The 23914-nt window shown below is 71.4% G+C and carries 19 protein-coding genes; 13 read left to right on the top strand and 6 right to left on the bottom strand.

All coding sequences use genetic code 11. The features are described from left to right. The 10 genes from pucL (at position 1) to O2L52_RS08950 (ending at position 11215) form a co-directional block, all read left to right on the top strand. Positions 1–831 carry a factor-independent urate hydroxylase gene (gene pucL / locus O2L52_RS08995; RefSeq protein ID WP_270115034.1) on the top strand — a complete coding sequence of 277 codons (831 nt, stop codon included), beginning with the start codon at positions 1–3 and terminating at the stop codon, positions 829–831. Further along, positions 828–1706 (top strand): FAD binding domain-containing protein, encoded by an 879-nt coding sequence (locus tag O2L52_RS08990; protein ID WP_270115033.1) that lies wholly within the window; start codon positions 828–830, stop codon positions 1704–1706. Before pucL ends, O2L52_RS08990 begins: the two co-directional genes overlap by 4 nt. Next, the gene (locus O2L52_RS08985; RefSeq protein ID WP_270115032.1) at positions 1703–2242 is read left to right on the top strand and encodes a (2Fe-2S)-binding protein; all 540 of its coding nucleotides are present in this window, start codon (positions 1703–1705) and stop codon (positions 2240–2242) included. Before O2L52_RS08990 ends, O2L52_RS08985 begins: the two co-directional genes overlap by 4 nt. After that, complete coding sequence (locus O2L52_RS08980) at positions 2239–3600, top strand: 8-oxoguanine deaminase (protein WP_270115030.1); 1362 nt, start codon at positions 2239–2241, stop codon at positions 3598–3600. The genes O2L52_RS08985 and O2L52_RS08980 overlap by 4 nt, the downstream gene beginning before the upstream one ends. Continuing rightward, on the top strand, positions 3593–6034 hold the full coding sequence (locus tag O2L52_RS08975; RefSeq protein WP_270115029.1) for a molybdopterin cofactor-binding domain-containing protein: 2442 nt from the start codon (positions 3593–3595) through the stop codon (positions 6032–6034). Before O2L52_RS08980 ends, O2L52_RS08975 begins: the two co-directional genes overlap by 8 nt. Further along, positions 6031–7050 carry an XdhC family protein gene (locus tag O2L52_RS08970; RefSeq protein WP_270115027.1) on the top strand — a complete coding sequence of 340 codons (1020 nt, stop codon included), beginning with the start codon at positions 6031–6033 and terminating at the stop codon, positions 7048–7050. The genes O2L52_RS08975 and O2L52_RS08970 overlap by 4 nt, the downstream gene beginning before the upstream one ends. Before the next feature lie 437 nt (positions 7051–7487). Beyond that, the gene (locus tag O2L52_RS08965; protein WP_270115026.1) at positions 7488–7880 is read left to right on the top strand and encodes an allophanate hydrolase-related protein; all 393 of its coding nucleotides are present in this window, start codon (positions 7488–7490) and stop codon (positions 7878–7880) included. A 570-nt stretch (positions 7881–8450) separates the two neighbouring features. Continuing rightward, entirely contained in the window at positions 8451–9803 is a 1353-nt protein-coding gene (allB, locus tag O2L52_RS08960; protein ID WP_373897013.1) for an allantoinase AllB, read from the top strand. After that, complete coding sequence (gene alc / locus O2L52_RS08955; protein ID WP_270115024.1) at positions 9800–10825, top strand: allantoicase; 1026 nt, start codon at positions 9800–9802, stop codon at positions 10823–10825. Before allB ends, alc begins: the two co-directional genes overlap by 4 nt. Before the next feature lie 15 nt (positions 10826–10840). Next, positions 10841–11215 (top strand): tRNA-binding protein, encoded by a 375-nt coding sequence (locus tag O2L52_RS08950; protein ID WP_270115023.1) that lies wholly within the window; start codon positions 10841–10843, stop codon positions 11213–11215. A 2-nt stretch (positions 11216–11217) separates the two neighbouring features. Here O2L52_RS08950 and O2L52_RS08945 read toward each other — a convergent pair whose 3' ends face one another. The 4 genes from O2L52_RS08945 to O2L52_RS08930 all read right to left on the bottom strand — a co-directional run bounded on the left by O2L52_RS08945 (position 11218) and on the right by O2L52_RS08930 (position 15402). Further along, a complete protein-coding gene (locus O2L52_RS08945; protein WP_344471951.1) occupies positions 11218–11937 on the bottom strand; it encodes a polyamine aminopropyltransferase in 720 nt (239 codons plus the stop codon). Positions 11938–11983: 46 nt separating this feature from the next. Then, positions 11984–12913 (bottom strand): 2-hydroxyacid dehydrogenase, encoded by a 930-nt coding sequence (locus tag O2L52_RS08940; protein WP_270115021.1) that lies wholly within the window; start codon positions 12911–12913, stop codon positions 11984–11986. A gap of 226 nt (positions 12914–13139) precedes the next feature. Next, on the bottom strand, positions 13140–14675 hold the full coding sequence (locus O2L52_RS08935; protein ID WP_344472017.1) for a sensor histidine kinase: 1536 nt from the start codon (positions 14673–14675) through the stop codon (positions 13140–13142). A 43-nt stretch (positions 14676–14718) separates the two neighbouring features. Then, positions 14719–15402, bottom strand: a complete 684-nt coding sequence (locus O2L52_RS08930; RefSeq protein WP_270115019.1) for a response regulator transcription factor — start codon at positions 15400–15402, stop codon at positions 14719–14721. A gap of 216 nt (positions 15403–15618) precedes the next feature. Between O2L52_RS08930 and O2L52_RS08925 the strand changes: the two genes are divergently transcribed. Beyond that, the gene (locus O2L52_RS08925) at positions 15619–16191 is read left to right on the top strand and encodes a PepSY domain-containing protein (RefSeq protein ID WP_270115018.1); all 573 of its coding nucleotides are present in this window, start codon (positions 15619–15621) and stop codon (positions 16189–16191) included. A 270-nt stretch (positions 16192–16461) separates the two neighbouring features. On the opposite strand, the gene O2L52_RS08920 is transcribed toward O2L52_RS08925, so the two are convergent. Further along, positions 16462–17037 carry a dihydrofolate reductase family protein gene (locus O2L52_RS08920; protein WP_270115017.1) on the bottom strand — a complete coding sequence of 192 codons (576 nt, stop codon included), beginning with the start codon at positions 17035–17037 and terminating at the stop codon, positions 16462–16464. A gap of 337 nt (positions 17038–17374) precedes the next feature. Here O2L52_RS08920 and O2L52_RS08915 point away from each other — a divergent pair, with 337 nt between their 5' ends. Continuing rightward, the gene (locus O2L52_RS08915; protein WP_270115016.1) at positions 17375–17815 is read left to right on the top strand and encodes a hypothetical protein; all 441 of its coding nucleotides are present in this window, start codon (positions 17375–17377) and stop codon (positions 17813–17815) included. Between the two features lie 79 nt (positions 17816–17894). Here O2L52_RS08915 and O2L52_RS08910 read toward each other — a convergent pair whose 3' ends face one another. Further along, positions 17895–20021 carry an anthranilate synthase component I gene (locus tag O2L52_RS08910; protein ID WP_270115015.1) on the bottom strand — a complete coding sequence of 709 codons (2127 nt, stop codon included), beginning with the start codon at positions 20019–20021 and terminating at the stop codon, positions 17895–17897. A 537-nt stretch (positions 20022–20558) separates the two neighbouring features. On the opposite strand from O2L52_RS08910, the gene ileS reads away from it, so the two are divergent. Next, a complete protein-coding gene (gene ileS / locus O2L52_RS08905) occupies positions 20559–23702 on the top strand; it encodes an isoleucine--tRNA ligase (protein ID WP_270115014.1) in 3144 nt (1047 codons plus the stop codon). Positions 23703–23914 lie beyond the last annotated feature (212 nt).

The raw sequence follows: 23914 nt of genomic DNA, 5'->3' as shown, positions 1-23914 counted from the left end.
ATGCCGTTCACGATGGGCCCCAACAACTACGGCAAGTCCGGGATCCGCCTGGTCCGCGTCGGCCGCGACACGCCGCGCCACGTGCTCCGCGACCTCACGGTCCACACCGCGCTCTCCGGCGACCTCGACGCCACGCACTACACCGGCGACAACACCGGCGTCCTGCCCACCGACACGCAGAAGAACACCGTGTACGCGTTCGCGCGGGACGGCATCGGCCCCGTCGAGGCCTTCGCCGAGCGGCTCGCCCGCCACTTCGTCGACGCGACCCCCGCGATCACCGGCGCCCGCGTCCAGATCGAGGAGCACGCGTGGACGCGCATCGGCGACCACTCCTTCACCCGCGGCGAAGGCGGCGAACTGCGCACCACCGAGGTCGCCTACGACGGCACCGCCGTCCGCACCGCCTCCGGGGTCCGCGACCTCCTGCTCCTCAACACCACCGACTCCGAGTTCAACGGCTTCCTCGCGGACGAGTACACGACCCTCCCCGAGACCGACGACCGCATCCTCGCGACCGCCGTGACCGCGACCTGGGCCTATGCGACCGCACCCGATTACGACCTGGCCTTCTCCGCGGCGCGCGGGGCGCTCCTCGCCGCGTTCGCGGACACGTACTCGCTCTCGCTGCAACAGACCCTCCACGCCGTCGGCGAGCGCATACTGAAGGCGGTCCCCGAGGTCGCCGAGGTGCGCCTGACGATGCCGAACCGGCACCACTACCTGTTCGACCTCGGCCGGTTCGGCCTCGACAACCCCGGCACGGTCTTCCAGGCCGGCGACCTGCCGTACGGGCTGATCGAGGGCACGGTCCGAAGGGAGGAGGCATGACAGCACCCCTCCGAGCAGCGCTCTTCCACCGCCCCGCGGAGCTCGACGAGGCGCTGCGGCTCCTCGCCGCGCACCCCGAGGCCGTCCCCGTCGCGGGCGGCACCGACCTCATGGTCGCCGTCAACTACCGCCACACCCGGCCCGCCGCGATGCTCGACCTCACCCGCCTCGCCGAACTGCGCGAATGGTCCGACGAAGGCGATGCGATCCGCATCGGCTCCGGCGTCCCCTACACGCGGATCATCGCCGAACTCGCCACGGTCCTGCCCGGCCTCGCCGCCGCCGCCCGCACCGTCGGCTCACCCCAGATCCGCAACCGCGGCACCCTCGGCGGCAACCTCGCCACGGCCTCCCCGGCCGGCGACGGCCACCCGCCGCTCCTGGCCACGGGCGCCGACATCGAGATCGCCTCCACGGCGGGCACCCGCACCGTCCCGGTCACGGCCTTCTTCACCGGCCCCAAACGCAGCGTCCTCGCCCCCGGCGAGCTCATCACCGCCGTCACCGTGCCGAAAGCCGCCGGACCGCAGCAGTTCCTGAAAGTGGGCACGCGCAACGCCATGGTCATCGCCGTCTGCTCGCTCGCCGTCGCCCTCGACCGCGACGCGCGCCGCCTCGGCACCGGCATCGGCTCCGCCGGGCCAACCCCGCTCACCGCGCCCGACGCGGACCTGATCGAACTGCCCTGGAACCGCCCGGACCTGTTCAACGACGCCCTCGCGGCGGAGTTCGGCCGCCGCGTCGCCGCCGCCGCGCGCCCCATCGACGACGTGCGCGGCACCGCCGCGTACCGGCGCCACGCACTGGCGGTGTGCGCCGCGCGGGCGCTGCGGCGGGTCTGGACCGCCGCCCACGGAACGGAGAGCACCCGATGAGAGTGGAGATGCGCGTCGACGGCGAGCCCGCGGCCGCCGAGATCGACCGGCCGGGGGAGAGCCTCCTCACGACCCTGCGTGACCGGCTCGGCCGCTACGGCACCAAGAACGCCTGCGAACAGGGCGAATGCGGGTCCTGCACCGTGCTCCTGGACGGCGACCCGGTGTGCGCGTGCCTCGTCGCCACCGCGCAATGCGAAGGGCGCGAAGTGAAGACGGTGGTGGGGGCGGTGCCCCGGCCGGTGCGCGACGCGTTCATCGCGTGCGGCGCCGTGCAATGCGGGTTCTGCACCCCCGGCCTCCTCGTCTCGGTGGCCGACCTCCTGGCCCGCGACGGCGACCCGAACGACGTCCAGATCCGCGAGGCGCTGGCGGGCAACCTGTGCCGGTGCACCGGGTACGAGAAGATCATCGACGCCGTGCACGCGGCGGCCGAACTGATGTCGGACGGGACGCCCGCCCCCACCCGCGCCCACTGGATCACGACCCCCGTGGTGCCTAGTGCCGCAAACGATGCGACGGAGGCCGCGCCATGACCGCACTGGTGATCGAGCACGCCGCGATCGCGGTGGTGGACCCCGCCGGGACCGAGCACCGGCGCGGCCACATCATCGCCGAGCACGGCGTCATCACCGCAGTCGGCGAGGGTCCGGCCCCGCGCCACGAAGGCGCGCAGTACATCGACGGCACCGGGTGCCTCGCCACCCCGGGCCTGGTGAACACCCACCACCACCTGTACCAGTGGGCCACACGGGGATACGCGACCGACCACACCCTCTTCGAGTGGCTCGTGGACCTCTACCCGGTCTGGGCCCGCATCGGGCCCGCGCACGTCGCCGCCGCCAACACCGCCGGCCTGGCCTGGCTCGCCCTCTCCGGCTGCACCACCGCGGCCGACCACCACTACGTCTACCCGGACGGCCACGCCGCCGACCTCGTCGACGTCCAGATCGCCGCCGCCGCGAAGATCGGCGTCCGCCTGCACCTCGCCCGCGGCTCCATGGACCGCGGCGTGAGCGACGGCGGCCTCCCGCCCGACCACATCGTCGAGGACATCGACGCCGCGCTCGCCGCGACGGCCGACGCGATCGACCGCCACCACGACCCGGCCCCCGGTTCGATGCTGCGCATCGCCGTCGCGCCCTGCTCCCCGTTCTCGGTCTCCACCGAGCTGCTGCGCGAGTCCGCCGCGCTCGCCCGCGACAAGCGCGTCCGCCTCCACACCCACCTGTGCGAGACGCTGGACGAAGCCGAGTTCTGCCAGAGCGTCCACGGCTGCGACCCGGTCGAGTACATGGACAAGGTCGGCTGGATCGACGACGACGCCTGGCTCGCCCACGCCGTCCACCTCGACGCGAACGCGCAGCGCCGCCTCGGCGCGGCCGGCACCGGGGTCGCCCACTGCCCGTCCTCCAACGCCCGCTTGGGAACCGGCCTCGCCGACGTCCCGGCCATGCTCGACGCCGGCATCCCGGTCGGCCTCGGCGTCGACGGCGCCGCCAGCCAGGAGGCCGGGCACCTCGGCGAGGAACTGCGCCAGGCCCTCTACACCGCAAGGCAACTGAAGGGTCCACAAGCGATGGACGTGCGCACCGCCCTGCGCCTCGGCACGATCGGCGGCGCCCGCGTCCTCGGGCGTGACACCGAGATCGGCTCCCTCGAACCCGGCAAGCAGGCCGACATCGCCCTGTGGGACCTCACCGGCCTCGGCCACGCCGGCATCGCCGATCCCGTTGCGGCCCTGGTACTCGGCCCGCCCGCGCCGCTGCGGCTCCTCACCGTCGCCGGGAACCCGGTCGTCGCAGACGGCGAACTGCGCACCGCCGACACCGCGACGCTCGCCCGCGACCTCGCCACCGCCAGCGCGAACCTCAGGGAGGCCCGCGATGCCTGACGCACTGAACGAGCCGACCGGCCGCGCCGCGACCACCGCGAGCACGCCGGGCGAGCGCACGCCCGACGAGCGCACGTCGCCCTCGCCTGCGCCGACCGGACCGGTACCCGTAGCGCCCGCGGCCTCCGCCGGACTCGAAACCGCTGTGCCCGCCGGGCCGGTACCCGCCGCGCCCGCCGCATCCCATGCGGCCCCAGAGTTTCCGACCCCGCCGACAAGGGCAGCCGGCGGGGTCGGAACCCCACACCTCCCCGGCGGCGTCGGGTCCAGCCCCACCCGTCCCGACGCCGAAGCGAAGGTCAACGGCACCTTCGACTACGCCTCCGACCTCGACTTCCCTGGCATGCTGTGGGGCCACACCCTCCGCAGCCCCCACCCCAGCGCCCGCCTCCGCGCGATCGACACGACCACCGCACGCGCGATGCCCGGCGTCGCCGCCGTCCTCACTGCCGCCGACGTCCCCGGAAAGCTCCACTACGGACTCATCGAGGCCGACCAGCCTGTACTCGCCCTCGACCAGGTCAACTACGAGGGCGAACCCGTCGCGATCATCGCCGCCGAGACCCTCGACCTCGCCCGCCGCGCCGCCGAACTCATCGACGTCGACTACGACATCCTCGAACCCGCCTGCGACCCAGAGGAAGCCGTCGCGGCCGGCAACTGGTTCCGGTGCCAGCCCGTACGCCTTGGCGACCCCGACGCGCAGACCCCGGCGGCCGTCGTCACCCGCGACTACGTGGTCGGCATGCAGGACCAGGCGCCGCTCGGCCCCGAATCCGGCGCGGCCCTCCCCACCGGCGACGGCGGCATCGAGCTCTACGTCGCGACTCAATGGGTCCACTCGGACCTCGAGCAGATCGCGCCCTGCCTCGGCCTCGAACCGGACCGCATCCACATGGCGATCGCCGGGATCGGCGGCGCGTTCGGCGCCCGCGAGGACCTGTCCGTGCAGGTCCACATGGCGATGCTCGCACTCGCGACCGGCCGCCCGGTGAAGATGATGTACGACCGGGCCGAATCGTTCGTCGGTCATGTGCACCGGCACCCGGCCCGGATGCGGTACGAGCACGCCGCGGACGCCGACGGGAAGCTCCTGTACGTCAAGGCCCGCATCGTCCTCGACGGCGGCGCGTACGCCTCCACGACCGAGGCCGTGGTCGGCAACGCCGCCTCACTGGCCGTGGGGCCCTACGAGGTCGAGCACGTGAGCATCGACGCGTGGGGCGCGCGCACCAACAACCCGCCGTGCGGGGCGATGCGCGGCTTCGGCGGCGTCCAGACCTGCTTCGCCTACGAGTCCCAAATGGACGCGCTCGCGGAAGTGCTCGGCCTCGACCCCCTCGAGTTCCGGCGCCGCAACGCGGTCGCCCAGGGCTCCAAGCTCATCACCGGCCAGATCGTCGACGCCTACGATCCGGCCCGCGCGGACGGCGGCACGCCGTTCTCACCGCTCGCGGACATGCTCGGCCGCTTCAAGGACATGCCGGTCCCGGCCGTGCCCACCGGCCGCGACATCGTCGAACTGCCCGGCGGCACCGGCAACACCACCCACGGCGAAGGCGTGCGCCGCGGCGTCGGCTACGGCGTCGGCCTCAAGAACGTCTGCTACTCCGAAGGGTTCGACGACTACTCGACCGCGGGGATCCGCCTCGAACTCGTCGACGGGCAGACCGTCGCCTACGTCCGCACCGCTGCCGCCGAAGTGGGCCAAGGGCATTGGAGCCTGCAGGCGCAGATCGTCCGCACCGAGCTCGGCGCCGACCGCGTCGAACTCCTCCCCAACGACACCAAGGCCGGCTCCGCCGGATCCTCCTCCGCCTCCCGCCAGTCGTACATGACCGGCGGCGCCGTCAAGGCCGCCTGCGAGGCCGTCCGGGAACTCATGCGCGGCCACGACCTCGCCGACGGCCCGATCGAGGCCACGCGGGTCTTCCGCCACCGCGCCACCAAGCCCATGGACCCCGTCACCGGCCAAGGCGAGTCGCACGTCCAACTCGCCCTCTGCGTCCACCGCGCCACAGTCGACGTCGACGTGGAACTGGGACTCGTCAAGGTCGTCGACCTGACCTGCGTCCAAGACGTCGGCAAGATCATGAACCCGGTCGCCCTCGAAGGCCAGATCCACGGCGGCTCCGCGCAGGGCCTCGGCCTCGCCGTCATGGAGGAGATGATCACCGCCCAGGGGCGGGTCAAGAACGCCTCCTTCACGGACTACCTCATCCCCACCATCCTCGACATGCCGCCGATGCGGCTGCGCATCGTCGAGAACGCCGACCCCGAAGCGCCCTACGGACTCCGCGGCGCGGGCGAACCGCCCACGCTCTCCTCCACACCCGCGATCGTCGCCGCCATCCGCGACGCGACGGGCCTCGCACTCACTCAGATCCCGGTCAGGCCCGAACACCTGACCGCCCACTTCGGGAGGCAGCCATGAGGGACATCGCCGCGACACTCCGCGCCTGGATGGACGAGGGGAAACCCTTCGCGCTGGCCTCCGTGGTCGACATCGTGGGCGCCTCGCCGCGCCCGCTCGGCACCGCACTCGCCGTGGACGAGGACGGCATCGCCGTGGGCGGCGTCTCGGGCGGGTGCGTGGAGGCCGCCGTGTACGGGCGCTGCCAGGAGGTCCTCGAGACCGGTACGGCCGCGGTCGACACGTACGGCGCGACCGAGGAGGAGCGGTTCTTCCTCGGCATCACCTGCGACGGCACGATGGACGTCCTGGTCGTGCGGGTCGAGCCCGACGATCCGGCCATCAACGCCACCCTTGACGCGGTGCTCGCGGGCGAGTCCGCCTCGCTGGTGCGCGTCGTCGAGGGCCCGGATCTCGGTGCGTCGGTCGCCATCAGCGCCAACGGGTTCGCGGGCCGCCTCGAGCTCGGCGCGATCGACCTGCCGTCCGCCTCGGGCCGGGTTGGCCGGTTCGCCGTCGAGGACTACTCGCCGCCGCCGGAGCTCTACGTGTATGGCGCCGTCGACTTCGCCGCGCCGATCGTGCGGATCGCCAGAACCGTCGGATTCAAGGTGACCGTGTGCGACGCGAGGCCCGTGTTCGCCACTGAGATCCGCTTCCCTGACGCCGATGCGATCGTCGTGGACTGGCCGCACCGCCACTTCGCCGCGGCCGAGGTCGATGCGACCACGGCCGTCGTCGTCCTCACCCACGACGAGAAGTTCGACCTCCCGCTCCTCGAACTCGCCCTCGTCTCCGAGGCCGGGTACGTCGGCGCGCTGGGATCCCGCGCCACCCACCGCGACCGGCTCGAACGGCTCCGCGAGGCCGGACTGAGCGAGGAGGCGCTCGCCCGCCTCCGCTCACCCATCGGCCTCGACCTCAACGGACGCACCGCGGATGAGACCGCTCTGTCGATAGTCGCTGAGATCGTCGCGGTCAGAAACGATGCGCGCGCAGGGTTCCTCACGGGGGCCGAGGGCCCGATCCACCATTGAGCGGCAGTATGTGGACATCCTGCCGCAGCCGCAGCCGCAGCCGCAGCCGCAGCCGCAGCCGCAGCCGCAGCCGATCCGACCGGTCCCGACCCAGAACTCGAGCCGGGCTAGGGCATCAAACGGCGAGACCAAGGACCAAGGTTCGGCACCGGCCACCGGCCACCGGCCACCGGCCACCGGCCACCGGCCACCGGCCACCGGCCACCAGCCACCAGCCACCAGCCACCAGCCACCGGCCACCGGCCACCAGCCACCAGCCACCAGCCACCAGCCACCAGCCACCAGCCACCAGCCACCAGCCACCAGCCACCAGCCACCAGCCACCAGCCACCAGCCACCAGCCACCAGCCACCAGCCACCAGCCACCAGCCACCACCAAGCCTTACCACTGAACCGCAAGCCCAGCAACCGAACACCGAGAACCGAAGGAGCCGAGGATGGTCCACATGTTCCTCAACGGAGGCGGCATGAAAGGTGGAAACCTCCACCACCTCATCGGCGGCGCGCCGTTCGTCGGCCCTGCCACGACGCTGCCGATCTACCGGCTGCACTCCGTGGGCGACGACCATCCGGCCCTCCAACTCGCACCCGAAGGGCAGGGCGCGGCCATCGACGGCGAGCTCTACGACATCGACCTCACCGTCTTGCGCACCTCCCTCCTGCCGGCCGAACCGGCCGACCTCGAACTCGGCGTCGTCGGCATGGCAGACGGCTCCGAAGCGCTCGGCATGCGCCTGCGCGACAACTGCGCCGACCTGCCCGAACTCATCGACATCACCGCCCACGGCTCCTGGCGCGCCTACCGCGCCACGAAAGCCGAGGCCCCATGAGCCTTCAGCGGCACCTCCGTTCCGAGAAACCGGACCCGATCGCCGCTGCACAGGGACAAGCACCGTCGAGACCGTCGAAGCACCTGCGCCGCAATGGCACCGGTCGGACTGCCCGGGGTGGCGGCCGTGACCGCGGCGGTACCAGCCTCGGCCTCGGTCGCGAACCGGGTCTCGGCTCCCACGGCCGTCCCGGTCCTGGCTGCGACTTCGACCGCGGCTCGGCCTTCGCGTCGGTCCCGGTCTCGTTCGCCGCTCTGCGATGGCCTGGGAGCCGAACGCCGGCGGGCCGTCTAAGCGCCTGCGCAACATCGGCACCGATCGGCCCGTCCCTGGCGGCCGCCGTGACCGCAGTGGTTCCATCCCCGGCTCCGCTCGCGGCTCCGGTCCCAATTGCGGCACCGGAACCGGCACCAGCCTTGGCCGCGGCCCAGGCCGCAGCAGCATCCTCGGCCGCGTTCCCGACCAGATCGCCCGAACCGTCGCGCCTGTCCATCGCACCTCCACCGTCGTCGTCAACGGCCCCGCCGCAACACGAGCCTTCTCGTAACCAAGCGAGCACCTGGAGTCACCATGATGACCGACCCCTACGACATTTCCGCTCCCGTCATCTACGACCTGGTGCTCCGCTCCCGCCGAACCGTCCTCCCCGACGGCGAACGGCCCGCCGCCGTCGCCATCGCGGGCGAGCGCATCGCCGTCATCGGCGACTACGACGAGCCCATCCCCGCCCACCGCACCGAAGACCTCCGCGACCTCGCCCTCCTACCCGGCCTCGTCGACACCCACGTACACGTCAACGAACCCGGCCGCACCGAATGGGAAGGGTTCGCCACCGCCACCCGCGCCGCCGCCGCGGGAGGCGTCACCACGATCATCGACATGCCGCTCAACAGCCTCCCGCCCACCGTCGACACCGCCGCGCTGGCCGCCAAGCGCGCCGCCGCCCGCGGAAAGACCTGGGTCGACACCGGTTTCTGGGGCGGCGCGATCCCCGGCAACGACACCGAACTCAAGGGCCTCCACGACGCCGGCGTGTTCGGCTTCAAATGCTTCACGGCCCCTTCGGGAGTCGACGAGTTCCCCCCGCTCGACACCGCCGGGCTCCACCGCGCGTGCACCACCGTCGCCGCCCTCGACGCGCTCCTCCTCGTCCACGCCGAAGACCCCGCCCACCTCCACGACGCCGACTCCGCCCCCGACTTCGACCGATTCCTCGCCACCCGGCCGCCCGAGGCCGAGACCAGCGCTGTCCGCGAGATCATCGCCGCCGCGCGCGCCACCGGCGCCCGCGTCCACCTCCTCCACCTCGCCGCAGCCGAAGCCCTCGCCGACCTCGACGCCGCCCGGCGGGACGGCGTCCGCATCACCGTCGAGACCTGCCCCCACTACCTCCACCTCGCGGCCGAGCGCATCCCCGACGGCGCCACCGCCTTCAAGTGCTGCCCGCCGATCCGCGGCGAAGCCAACCGCGAAGCGCTCTGGGACGGGCTCGCCGAAGGCCGCATCGACATCGTCGTCTCCGACCACTCGCCCAGCCCGCCCGGCCTGAAGACCGGCGACTTCGCCACCTCCTGGGGCGGCATCGCCTCACTGCAACTCGGGCTCCCCGTCATGTGGACGGAAGCGCGCCGCCGCGGTCTCGCCCTGTCCGACCTGGCCCGGTGGATGAGCACCGGCCCCGCCGACCTCGTGGGCCTCGACCGCAAGGGCCGCATCGCGACCGGAGCCGACGCCGACCTCGTCGCGTTCGACCCGGAACGGGAATGGACCGTGCGCGCCGAAGACCTCCTGCACCGCCACCCCGTGACCCCCTACGACCGCGAGACACTGACGGGCAGGGTCGCCACGACCTGGCTGCGCGGCACGCCCGTCGACACCGACGCCGCCCCGCGCGGCCGCCAACTGCGAAGGAGCCCCCGATGACCCAGACGCTCGAACCCGGCGACCACCTGGTGGACCCCGGCCACTGGCGGACCCTGCCCGACCTCGCCGCCCGCGCCCTCGGCGGGGCCGTGCTCGCCGCCAACGACGAGTCCTTCGCCGAGAAGGAGAGCCTGATCCGGCCCTACCCGGTCGTCCACCAGCCGCACACCTTCGGCCACAAAGGACAGCTCTACGACGGCTGGGAGACCCGCCGCCGCCGCGAGAGCGGCCACGACTGGGCGATCGTGCGCCTCGGCATCCCCGGCACCGTGAGCGGCGTCGTCGTCGACACCGCCTACTTCACCGGCAACTTCCCGCCCCGGATCTCCGTCGACGCCTGCCGCCTCGACGGCCACCCCGACCTCACCGAGATCCTGGAAGCCGACTGGCGGCCTCTCGTCCCTGTCGCCGAAGCCAAGGGCGACAGCGTGAACGAGTACGCGGTCCGCGACACGGGCCGCTGCACCCATGTGCGCCTCAACATGCACCCGGACGGCGGCATCGCGCGCCTTCGCGTCCACGGCACGCCCGTGCCCGACCCGTCCGGCTTCGCCGACCTGCCCCTCGACCTCGCCGCGCTCGCCAACGGCGCCACGGTCACGGGCGCCTCGAACGCCTTCTACTCCAACCCGGTCGGCGCGATCACACCCGGCCTGCCCGCCAGCCAGGCCGACGGCTGGGAGACCGCCCGCCGTCGCGAACCCGGCCACGAATGGCTCGACGTGCGCCTCGCCGGCCGCGGCACCGTCCGCGTCGCCGAGCTCGACACCACCCACCTCAAGCACAACGCCCCCGGCTGGGCCTCGCTCGAAGCGCACGACGGCGAAACCGCGTTCACGCTCCTGCCGCGCACGAAACTCCAGCCGGACACCCCGCACCGCTTCGTCCTCGACAACGACAGGCCCGCCACCTCGGTGCGGCTGCACATCTATCCGGACGGCGGCATGGCCCGGCTCCGCCTCTACGGCCGCCTCACCGACGACGCCCTCGCCGAAATGCGGCGGCGCTTCGACGCCCCCTAGCGCTATTCTGCGGCCATGACCGAACCCGCCCAGAACCCCGAGCACAGCTCCGCCGAAGACTTCTTCCGCACTGAGATCCGCGCCGGACGCGTCGTCAAGACCGAGGTCAACGCCAAAGCCCACGTCCCCGCGTACAAGCTGTGGATCGACTTCGGCGAGCACGGCGTCAAGCAGTCGAGCGCCCAGATCACCGCCTGCTACAGCGCCGAAGAACTGGTGGGGCGCATGGTGGTCGCCGTGACCAACTTCCCGCCGCGCCGCATCGCCGGCTTCAAATCCGAGGTGCTGGTCCTCGGCGTCCCCGTCGAGGGCACTGATGGTGAAAGCACCGACGAAGTGGTCCTCCTGGCCCCCGACGCGGACGTCCCGCTCGGCGCTCGCGTCTCCTGACGCTAGGCCCGGATCGCCGTGTACACGGTGTTCGAGGAGCGCCCCTGGGTGTACGGGTTGTCGAACCAGACCCGCTTGGCCTGCACACCGGTGAAGACCTCCATCAGGACGGTCATGAACTCCGGCTCCGGCGGGTCGTCCGACCAGATCGCGAACACCCCTTCGGGCTTCAAGTGCGCGGCCATGGCCCGCATGCCCGCCGCGGTGTAGAACTCCGCGTGCGGCGAGTGCAGGACCCGGCTGGGGGAGTGGTCGATGTCGAGCAGGATCGCATCGAACGCCCGGCCGTGCCGCTCGGGGTCGAACCCCTCGTCGCTCATCGCCGCGGCGAAGAAGTCCGCGCACGCCAAGTGCACCCGCTCGTCCGCCGCGAGACCGACCGTGTCGGGCAGCAGGTCCCGCTCATGCCAGTCGATGACCGCCTCCGAGTACTCGATCACCGTCAAGTCCCGCACCCGCGGATCCTCAAGGGCCGCAAGGGCCGTGTACCCCAAGCCGAGACCGCCGACGATCACCTCGAGGTCCCCGCCGCTCGCCACGCGGGCCAGGCCCAGGTGCGAGAGCTCCCGTTCGGCCACGGTGAACAGGCTCGACATGAGGAAGTCCTCGTCCAGCTTCACCTCGTAGACCTCGGCCCGCACCTCAGGGTCGTACCGCCGCCGCAGACTGATCTCGCCCATCGGCGAATTACGCCAGCCCAGTTCCTCGAATCGCGTCATCACCGCACCATCGAACCATCAAAGCTCCAGCATGCGGCGACCCGCACCGCTAATAGCCGTTCTCCACCACGTTCTGGAGCGGCTCACCCGCTGCGAAGCGCCGGATCTGCTCGCCCACCCGCGGGTACACCCGCTCGATGAACCCGAGGACCGCGCCTCCCACGTGCGGCGTCACGATCGCGCCCTCCAGGCCCCACAGCTCGTGGTCGGCGGGCAGCGGCTCCGGCTCCGTCACATCGAGCGCGCATCGCAGCCGCCCGGACGCGATCTCCGCGGTCAGCGCCGCAGTGTCGACGATCTTCCCGCGGGCCGCGTTCACCAGCAGCGCGCCGTCGCGCATCCGCGCCAGGAACGTCGCATCCACCAGACCCTCGGTCTCCGGCGTCAACGGCACCATGACCACCACGACATCGGCCTCGGGCAGCAGCCCGGGCAGGTCCGCGAGCGTCCCGACCCCCGGCCGCGCCGTCCGCGCCACCATCCGCACGTCGAGCCCGGAGGCCTCGAACCGGCGCGCCACCGCCTCGCCGATCGAACCGGCGCCGATGATCACCGCGCGCTTCCCCGAGAGGGTCGTGCCCCAGGCGAGCTTCCACTTGCCTTCGGACTGGTTGCGGGCGAACACGTCGAGCCGACGCACCGACGCGAGCGTCGCGGCCATCACCCACTCGGCCGTCACCTCTGTGTGCGCCCCGCGGTTGTTGCACAGCAGCACGCCGTCAGGCACATACGGCACCCAGTTCTCGACACCCGCACTGAGCAGCTGCACGACCTTCAGGTTCGGCATGTCCGCCAGCACCGGCGGTGTCGAGTACGACATGCCCGGCAGCGTCGCCTTGGGAGCCGCGGGCGGCACCAGGAACTCGACGCCACCGGGGTCCGAGGGGTAGTCGCCGCCGTCGTACACCTCGACGGACACGCCGTCAGGAACCGGACCGAGCTGGTCGAGTCCGGCCTCGTGGGGGATCCAAGCCTTCATGCGGCCATCGTAAGGACCGCCCGCCGCGAACGGACAGGGCCGACCCGAAGCCGAGAACCCGTCACAACGGCGGCCGACCCAAAGCGCCGTATGCGCCCCAAACACATACGCCAACAGGGCCGGAGCAACCCCGCCCGCATCGACATGCTGCCCGCGAGGTCCCTACCCGTTGACGGCTGAAGTGGACTGCGGCCGGACCCAGCGCCGCTCACCATTTCCGTGCTGTTCAGAACCCTCTCTCCGTGCGGCGCAACGCCAGACGGAACAACGCGCCCCCTTCGGGCGCGTCGAGCACGTAGACCATGCCGTGGTGCTCCAGTGCCACGTCCTGCACGATCGCCAGTCCCAAGCCCGCGCCGCCCTCGTCGCGGCTGCGGGACTCGTCGAGCCGCACGAACCGGTCGAAGATCCGCCGCCGCTGGCCTTTGGGCACGCCGTTGCCGTCGTCCGCGACGTCGAGTCGCAGCCAGTCGTCGTCCTCGGCGGCCAGCCGCACCGAGACCTGCCCGGCGGCGTGGCGCTGCGCGTTCGCGAGCAGGTTCCCGACCGCCCGCGCCAGATGCCCGCGCACGCCCCACACCGACAGGTCCTCCTCGACCTCCAGCCGCACCGGCACCCGGTCGGTGGCGGCCCGGCGGGCCACCTCCTCGCGCACCAGCTCGGTGAACGGCACCGCCACGTGCGGCGGCCGCTCCCCGGCGTCGAGGCGCGCGAGCAGCAGCAGGTCGGTCGCGAGGTCCTGCAGCCGCGTCACATCGCCCAGCGTGGCGTCCAGGTCGAGCAGTTCCGGGTGCTCCTTGGCGATCTCCAACTGCGTGCGCAGGATCGCGAGCGGGCTCCGCAGCTCGTGCGATGCGTCGGCGACGAACCGGCGCTGCTGGTCGACGGCCGTGTCGAGCGCTTCGAGGGTCATATTCGTCGTTCTGGCGAGGCTGTGGATCTCGTCGCGGCTCGCCGGCACGGGCACCCGCCGGCTCAGGTCGCCGCCGGTGATCTCGATGAGCTCCTTCTGGATCGCCCGCACCGGCCGCAGCGCACGCCGGACCACCAGCCAGGTCACCACGGCGACCACGAGCAGCAGCGGCAGCAGCGCCCACGCCATGGTGGCCCCGACACTGGCGACCGCCTCTTCTTGGGTCTCAAGGGAGGCACCGGAGTACACGGCGTACACGGTGCCGTCCGGGGCCCTGGCGGTGATAGCCGCGAACCGGTAGGAGGGCTCGTCGCCGGGCAGGTTCACCGTCTCGTAGTTGATCCGCGAGCCGACGGCGCCGCCTGCGGCCGTGGTGCTCGGGGCGTCGCTCGAAGGGGTCGCGGAGTCGTCGTCATCCGCGTCGTCATCCTGGTCGTCGCCGTCATCGTCGTCATCGTCGGTCTGGGTCTCCGCCTGCGCGGTCTCGGTCGGCTCGGTCCGAGTCGGATCGGGCTCGGGGGCGAAGGCGCCCACCGCTTCCGCGCCCGCGAGGTCCTCGCTGGCCGCGACCACGGTCCCGTTCGCGTCCACGATCTGCACGAGCTCGTCGTCGTCGGGCAGCTCGATCGCCGAAGGCGCCGTGCCCGAGGCGAGCTGGCCGGCGACGGACCGCGCGCTGACCTCCGCGGTGAGTTCCGCGCGGCCGTACAGGTTGTCGCGCAGCAGGGTCACGACCAGGAGCCCGGCGGCGACGAGGGCCACCGCGACGACGAGGGTCGCGCCCACGGTGGCGCGCGCCCGCACCGAATCGGGCCGCCAGAACGGCTTCTTGCCTTCGGCGCGTTTCATGGCCCGCCGGATCTCGGCCCGCTGCGCCTTGCTCACCTCGGGCCTATCCACCGTCGGCCGCCAGTCGGTAGCCAGCGCCGCGGACGGTCGCGATCGAGGTGCGCCGGTAGGGGGCGTCGATCTTGCGGCGCAGGTTGGAGACGTACACCTCGACGATGTTCACGTCGCCGTCGTAGGCGAAGTCCCACACGTGGTGGAGGATCTCGGATTTGGACACGACTTCGCCCGCGCGGCTCGCGAGGTACTCCAGGACCGAGAACTCCTTGGAGGTGAGTTCGACGGGCTCGCCGCCGCGCCGGCAGGTGCGGGTGGCCGGGTCGACGGTGAGGTCGCCGAAGCGCCACACGGTCGGAGCGGCGGACGCGGACCGGCCGCGGCGCATCATGGCGCGGATGCGCGCCTGGAGGACCACGAAGGAGAACGGTTTGGTGAGGTAGTCGTCCGCGCCGGTGTCGAGGCCTTCGGCCTCGTCGTATTCGCCGTCTTTGGCGGTGAGCATGAGGATCGGTGTGGCGACGCCTTCCTGGCGGAGGGCCGCGCAGACCTGGTAGCCGTTCATGACCGGCAGCATGATGTCGAGGATGATCGCGTCGTAGTCGCCGATGCGGGCCATCGACAGGCCGGTCCGGCCGTCATGGGCGAGGTCGACGGCGTACCCCTCGGCCGCCAGCCCGGCGGCGACCATCTTGGCCAGCCGCTGCTCGTCTTCCACCATCAGCAATCGCATGTCCCGAAGCTTGACACAGCGAACCTGAAGCCAGCCTGAAGAAGCTCGCGGACACGCAGAACGGGCCGCTGCCAGGCAGAACACCCGAACCAACCGCCCGTCGAACCGCTCCACCCGAGTTTCCTGAAGACGGCTTCAGGCGACTTCAGCTTGGCTTCAGGTTCGGGCGCGCATCGTTGCCGACATCAGATCCGCACAGCAACGAGAGGAAACGACATGAACGCTCCGACCGACACCCAGCAGGCCTCGACCCCCGACCAGCCCGAGGCGACCGGGCGCCGCCGCTTCCGCGGCCGCCAGCGCACCCTCGTGATCGCCGGCGCCGCAGGCGTCCTGCTCCTCGGCGGCGGCACCGCCGCCGCGTTCGCGGCGGACGAGATCGACGACCGTGACGACCGCGCCGAGCAGGCGGCCGACGACGCGAACGGGTCGGACGACCGCTACGACGACGACCGCGACGGCGCCGATGACGACGACTTCGTGCTGCCGGACGAGGCCATCGGCGAGGACGCGGCCGTCGAGGCCGCGCTCGCGGAGGTCCCGGGGGAGGTCTACGACGTCGACCTCGAAGGCACCGCCGAGGCTCCGGTCTGGGTGGTCGAGGTGACGGACGCCGGCGGCGCCGACTGGGACGTAGCTGTCAACGCCCTCGACGGCACGGTCACCGATGTGTTCGCCGACGACGACGCGAACGACGATGACGGTGACGACGACGGCACCGATGACGACGGCGACGACAACGACGCCGACGACCGCGACGACGACCGGGACGACAACGACAACGACTAGTACGAGCCCCGCCCGGCCCGCAAGGGCCGGGCGGCCACCAGAGCGGCGCGACGGCCGCAACCGCGTCATCGACCCCCGATGGCTAGCGCGGCCGAACACCGTCGCCTGACCCGCACCGCGGGTCCACAGACCAGAACGGGCCGGACCGACCGGACCTGAGCGTATGCCGGCCGTTCGGCTCCGGCCCGACACATCAGGGCGGGTGGGGTGGGGGGAGGGGAGGGGCCCTCCCCCCTTTCGCATTCGCAACCGAACCGAGGGTCTCTCGCGTTACTTCACCTTGTAAGTGAGGCAGGCGAACTGGCCCACGCTCTTGGCCTCGGTCAGTTCGAGGTGGTGGGAGAGGATCCGGCGCGGCAGGATCGGTGCGCCGTCGCCGAGGAAGACCGGCGCGAGCGAGGCGCGGACCTCGTCGAGGAGGCCGGCGTCGAAGAACTGGCCGACGAGGTCGCCGCCGCCGACGATCCACCGGTCCTTATCGCCTGCCGCCGCGACCATCTCGGCGTGGATCGCCGCGACGTCGCCGGACACGAACCGGATGTCCTTGCCCGGCACCGCCGGCAGGTCCCGGCTCGTGAACACCCACATAGGCGCCTCGTACTCCCACTTGTCCGGGTTCTCGAGGAGGTTCTCGTGCTCGAGGATCCACTCGTACGTGGTGGACCCCATGCAGATCGCGCCGACCCCGGCGAGGAACTCGCCGAACTCGTCGAGCGGGGTCTCCGCGTCCTCGCCCGCCTCCTCGGGATGGCCTCCCGGCACGGTGAAGAGCCACTCGAGCGAGTTCTCGGGGTCCGCGAGGTAGCCGTCGATGCTGGTCGCTGTGTTGTACACGGTTTTCGCCATCCCGCCAGCAAATCACGTCCCACCGACACGCGCCGACGAACCCGTTCGAACAGTCCGCTCAGCCCGAAATCCGTTGGCTCCCATGGCACGCGCGCTGCCGCTCCGCCTACCGGACGCGGCCGGAACCGGGACGCCGGGAAGTCGCATCACCACGGCCGCTGCCCGATCGGCTCGACCGCGCCCGCCCTGAGACGTCGCCGAAACGACCGCCCCGCGGGGCCTCCGCAGGGCTGCACCATGCGGGCGAACTTTTTGTCGGCTTCCTGACATTACCCGTTTTGTGCAGTAACGCGCTCTTCATCGTAATTAGGTTGAGATCACGTCATAAGGCGTAAGCATGAACAAGTTCACCAAAGGGGTGATCCTGGTAATGAAGAAGTTCTTCACTGCCATCGGCGTCATTGCGGCCGCGCTCGCGCTGTCGTTCTCTGCCATGTCATCGGCCACCGCGGCTCCGCGCGTACCCGTCGACATGCCGACGCCCGTGAAATCGCGGATCGAGAGCACGGCCGTAGTTCCGGCCACCGCCACGGAGCAGCGGACCTGCCGGGCCCGCTTCACCGAGGGCGTCAACCACCGCCGTCTCGCCGAGGTCGGCTCGGCGATCCTCGAGGTCATCCCGGCCGACACCTGGGTACCGGTCTCCTGCGAACGCGGCTCCGGCGGCCAGTACAGCGCCTGCGGCCTCACCAGCGACTACTGGATGGAGGTCTTCTGGAACGGCGCCTGGGGCTACAGCGCCTGGTCCTGCGTCCAAGACTGGGAGTACACCTCGTAACGAGAACCGAACGCCCGCACCGCAAAGGGCCGGGAAGCGCCTCCGCGCCCCCCGGCCCTTCAACGTCATCTCGGCAGGCTCAAGCGGTCAGCCGCAGCACGTTCCCGATGATCCGGTGCCCGTGCGCCCCAGCCGCAGTCAGGATCGACTCGGGGTGGAACTGCACGCCGAACCAGCGCTTCCCGGGCGCCTCGATCGCCATGACGACCTCGTCGATCGCCGCGGTCGCCGCGAAATCGCCCTTCACCTGGTCGGGAGTGGCGTACAGCGAGTGGTAGCGCGCCGCGACGACCTCGGCCGGCAGGCCGTCGAACAGGCCCCCGCCGGTCACCTTCACGTTGCCGGGCTTGCCGTGGCTCGGCTGGTCCAGCAGCGACAGCGAACCGCCCGCGTGCTCGACCATCGCCTGCAGCCCCAGGCAGACCCCGAACACCGGCACGCCCCGCTCCTCGAGCTCGTCGAGCAGCCCGGCCGTGCCGAAGTCCTGCGGCCGGCCCGGCCCGGGCGAGAGCACCACCAGGTCAGGGGCGGTCTCGGCCAGCACCTCCGCGGCGTCGAACCCGAACCGCAGCGTCGTGACCTCGCAGCCGTGCTGGCGGAAGTAGTCGCCGAGGGTGTTCACGAACGAGTCCTCGTGGTCCACCAGCAGCACCTTGCGGCCGTTGCCCGCCGGCCCGCCCGCGACCTCGATCGGCTCGGGCACCACCGCGGCCGCGCCGATCCCGCCCGCAGCGGTCTCCAGGAGTGCCCGCGCCTTCAAGTGCGTCTCGGCCTCTTCGGCGTCCGGGTCGGAGTCGTACAGGAGGGTCGCGCCCGCGCGCACGCACGCGACGCCGTCGCGGATCTGCGCCGTGCGCAGCGTCAGGCCCGTGTTCATCGAACCGTCGAACCCGACGAACCCGACCGCACCGCCGTACCAGCGCCGCGGCGTCGTCTCCTGCTCCTCGATGAACCGCATCGCCCAGGTCTTCGGCGCGCCCGTCACCGTCACCGCCCACATGTGGGTCAGGAACGCGTCCAGCGCGTCCATCTCCGGCCGCAGCCGCCCCTCGATGTGGTCCACGGTGTGGATCAGCCGCGAGTACATCTCGATCTGCCTGCGCCCCAGCACCTTCACCGAACCCGGCACGCACACGCGGGCCTTGTCGTTGCGGTCCACGTCGGTGCACATAGTCAGCTCCGACTCCTCCTTCGAGGAGCCGATGAGCAGGGCGATCTGCGAGGCGTCGTGCATCGGGTCGTCCCCGCGCGCGATCGTCCCCGAGATCGGGCACGTCTCCACCCGGTCGCCCGTGACCCGCACGAACATCTCCGGCGAGGCCCCCACCAGGTACTCGCGGTCGCCGAGGTTGAACAGGAACTCGTACGGCGCCGGGTTCGCGGTCCGCAGCCGCTCGTAGAACGCGGTCGGCGAGTCGCACGCCGCGTACATCTCGTGGCCCGGCACGACCTCGAACAGGTTGCCCGCCTTGAACTCCTGCCGCGCGCGGCGCACCGTGTCGGCGTACACGCCGGGCACCGGCCCCTCGGGGACCGACTCGGCCTGCACGTAGTCCAGCGACTCGGTCTCGCGCGAGAGGCCCTTCGTGGAGCGCCCGCCGAACGAGAAGTCGTAGCGGCGCACCTGCGCGGTCTCGCGCTTGCGGTCGACCACGTAGATCTCGTCGGCCAGGTGCAGCACCAGGTCGCGGGCGTCGTCGGGCCGCTCCTTCGCGAACGGGATCGGCTCGAACTGGTAGGCCAGGTCGTACCCGAACGCGCCCCACAGCCCCAGGTACGGGTCGTCGCAGCGCAGCGCCTCGAGGATCACCCGCAGCGCGGAGAACGCCGTCGGCAGCTTCGAGCGCAGCTCCTCGGGGACCCGCTCGGTCGGCATCGGCACCTGGACGTGGACCTCGCGGTCGCACCTGGTGACCTCGCCGACCCCGGCCTCCGTGAGCGCGTCCGCGAGCACGTCGACGAGCAGGAACCCGCGGGCGTTCAGCTGCCGCACGGTCACCTCGCGCCCGCGCGCCACGACCTCGAGGGACGGGTCGACATAGGCTAGGTGGTAGCGCGAGTACCGGCCCGGATACTCCATGCCGCTCGACAGGACCCCGCCGCGGCGGGTCTCCACCTGCGCGACGATCGGCGTCAAGTCCGGGTCGTCGAGCTCGCTGACGTGGCGTTCGACCGTCACGCCGGCGGGTGTCAGAAACTTGGTCATCGGCCCTCTCAATGGGTCTCAGGTCCCGACTCGAGGCGGCCGACCCCGGATACGACGAAGCGACCGCCTTCGAGACGGTCGCTTACTGCTTGCACGCAAGAGCAGGGACGCCGCCTTAGCGACGCCACCACCAGTTGCGGGCGTGGATTCTCACAGGCCGAATACTACATGCCCACTGAGTGGGACCGCCGTCGGTGCGCTGCAGAGACGTGCCCGAGCCGCGCCGCAAATCACTCGCGGACCGCCCCGGGGGCGGCGCTACACTTGGCGACAACAGCGTCGACCCGGCCATCACCGGCGAGCTTCCGGAAGAACCGGCCCCACCGCGGCAGCGAAGAACCCAGCCGCACCCGTGGAGCCCCAGTAGAACCGGACGGACGCGGCCCGTCACCGCCGCCGAATCAAGCGGGCGCACCGGCTTCACCAGGAGCAGGGGCGCCAAGCGAGGTGGTACCGCGGGTCAGGCCCTCAACAGCCCCGACTCGTCCTCGCACACCGTAAGTCCGCAAGGCGTGTGTGTGAGGAGACACCGGTCCCATGGCCTATCCACTCGACGACCCCGCACGGGGCGTACCCGCGAGCCCGAACCTCCCGGAGGTCGAGCGCCGCGTCCTCGACTTCTGGACCAAGGACGACACCTTCGCCGCCTCCATCGAGACCCGCGAAGCGGGCGAGAACGGCGCGAACGAGTTCGTCTTCTACGACGGCCCCCCCTTCGCCAACGGCCTGCCCCACTACGGGCACCTCCTCACCGGCTACGTCAAGGACATCGTCCCCCGCTACCAGACCATGCGCGGCAAGCGCGTCGAACGCCGCTTCGGCTGGGACACCCACGGCATGCCCGCCGAGGTCACCACCGAGAAGGAGCTCGGCCTCAAGTCGAAGGCCGACATCGAGGCGTACGGCGTCGACCGCTTCAACGCCGCCGCCAAGGCCTCCGTGCTCCAGTACACCGGCGAATGGGTCGACTACGTCACCCGCCAGGCCCGCTGGGTCGACTTCGAGAACGACTACAAGACCCTCGACCTCTCCTACATGGAGAGCGTCATGTGGGCCTTCAAGACCCTCCACGACAAGGGCCTCATCTACGAGGGCTACCGCGTCCTCTGGTACTGCTGGCGCTGCGAGACGCCCCTGGCCGCCACCGAGACGAAGATGGACGACACCTACCGGGACCGCCAGGACCCGGCCGTCACCGTCGGCCTCGACGTCACCACCGAGGGCCCGCTCGACGGCGTGAAGCTCCTCGTCTGGACCACCACGCCCTGGACCCTCCCGTCCAACCTCGCCGCCGCCGTCCACCCCGACGTCGACTACGCCGTCGTCGAATCCGAAGGCTCGCGCTACCTCCTCGCCGAGGCCCGCCTCGCCGCCTACGCCCGCGAACTCGGCGAGCACCCCGAAGTCCTCGCCCGCTACAAGGGCGCCGACCTCGTCGGCCTGCGCTACAACCCGCCCTTCGACTTCTTCACCGGCCGCGAGAACGCCCACCAGGTGCTCACCGCCGACTACGTGACCACCGAAGACGGCACCGGCGTCGTCCACATCGCCCCCGCCTTCGGTGAAGAGGACAAGCTCGTCACCGACGCCGCCGGCATCGAACCGGTCGTCCCCGTCGACGACTCCGGCAAGTTCACCGACGAAGTGCCCCCCTACGCGGGCGTCCACGTCTTCGAGGCCAACAAGCTCATCATCAAGGACCTCAAGGACACCCAGCGCCTCCTGCGCCACGACACCTACAACCACAACTACCCGCACTGCTGGCGCTGCGGCTCCCCGCTGATCCAGCGCGCCCTCTCCGCGTGGTTCGTCGCCGTCACCACCTTCCGCGACCGCATGGTCGAGCTCAACCAGCAGATCGACTGGACCCCCGGCCACATCCAGGACGGCCAGTTCGGCAAATGGCTCGCCAACGCCCGCGACTGGAACATCAGCCGCAACCGGTACTGGGGCGCCCCCATCCCCGTATGGGTCTCCGACGACCCCGCCTACCCGCGCGTCGACGTCTACGGCTCCCTGGCCGACCTCGAACGCGACTTCGGCGTGCCCGTCACCGACCTGCACCGGCCCGGCATCGACAACCTCGTGCGCCCCAACCCGGACGACCCCACCGGGAAGTCCGTGATGCGCCGCGTCCCCGAGGTCCTCGACTGCTGGTTCGAATCCGGGTCCATGCCGTTCGCCCAGGTCCACTACCCGTTCGAGAACGCCGACTGGTTCGAGCACCACTACCCGGGCGACTTCATCGTCGAGTACACCGCCCAGACCCGCGGCTGGTTCTACACGCTCCACGTCCTCGCCACCGCCCTGTTCGACCGGCCCGCGTTCCGCACCGCCGTCGTCCACGGCACCCTGCTGGGCGAGGACGGGCAGAAGATGTCCAAGTCGCTCAACAACTACCCGGATGTGCGCGAGTCCTTCGAAAGCTACGGCTCCGACGCGGTGCGCTGGTTCCTCATGTCCTCGCCCGTGCTGCGCGGCGGCGACATGCCCGTCACCGAGAACGGGTTCCGCGACGCCGTCCGCCAGGTCGTCCTCCCCTTGTGGAACGTGTGGTACTTCTACACGCTCTACGCGGGCGCGGCCGGCTACGAGGCGACGCCCGAGCAGGCGCGGGCGACCGCGCTGGCGAGCGAGCACCGGCTCGACCGGTACCTGCTGGCGAAGACGCGGGAGCTCGTGGAGTCCATGACCGCGATGATGGACGCCTACGACCTCGCGGGCGCGACCGCCGCGTTCCGCTCCTATCTGGAGAGCCTCACCAACTGGTACGTGCGCCGCTCGCGCGACCGGTTCTGGGAGGGCGACGAGGACGGGTTCGCCACGCTCGCAACGGCGTTGAAGACCGCGTGCGAGGTGGCGGCGCCGCTGCTGCCGCTCATCGGCGAGGACATCTGGCGGGGCCTGACCGGCGGCCGCTCGGTGCACCTGGCCGACTGGCCCTCCGCCGAGGACCTGCCCGCCGACCACGCCCTGGTCGAGGCGATGGACGCCGTGCGCGAGATCGCCTCGGTCGGCCTGTTCATGCGCAAGGCCCGCAAGCTCCGCGTGCGCCTGCCGCTGGCGAAGCTCACCGTCGCGACCGGGCACGCCGAGCGGCTCGCGCCGTTCGCGGACCTGCTCAAGGACGAGCTGAACGTCAAGGCCGTCGAGTTCGACTCCGACGTGAGCGCCTACTCGAAGTCCGACCTGAAGCTGGTCCCGCGCGTGCTCGGGCCCCGGCTCGGCAAGGACGTGCAGCGGGTCATCAAGGCCGTCAAGTCCGGCGACTGGACCGTCGAGGACGGCACGGTCACCGCGGGCGGCGTGGTCCTGGAGGACGGCGAGTTCGAGCTGACCATGGTCGCGGTCGACGCCGACCACACCGAGGCCCTGCCGAACGACGCCGGCGTCATCGTCCTCGACACCGAGGTCACCCCGGAACTCGCCGCCGAGGGCCTCGCCCGCGACGTCGTCCGGGTCATCCAGCAGGCCCGCAAGGACGCCGACCTGAACGTCAGCGACCGCATCGCGGCCGTCCTCGACGCCCCCGCCGAAGTGCAGGCGGCGATCGAGACGCACCGCGAGTTCGTCCAGGCCGAGACCCTCGCCCTCGAACTGACCTTCAGCGAGCTCCCCGACACCGCCACCAGCGGCGAAGCCGGAGAGGCGACCGTCAAGGCAGCGGTGACGAAGCAGTAAGCACCACCGAGCGAGAGGGGCCCGGACGCCGTCAGGTGTCCGGGCCCCGTCGTTCTACGCGTATCGCCGAATCGCTCCTTGGTGTGCTGCATCGGCAATGACGCTGAGCGATGCGTGTGCGGTGTTCCGAGCGGGGGGGGGGGGGGGGGGGGGGGGCGGGCCCCGGGGGGGGGGGGGGGCGGGGGGGTGGGGGGGGGGGGGCGGGGGGGGGG

Origin of the sequence: Glycomyces algeriensis (assembly GCF_027622855.1) — a bacterium.
Classification (GTDB): Bacteria; Actinomycetota; Actinomycetes; order Mycobacteriales; family Micromonosporaceae; genus Glycomyces; species Glycomyces algeriensis.
This window is presented reverse-complemented; position numbering and strand designations above follow the sequence as displayed.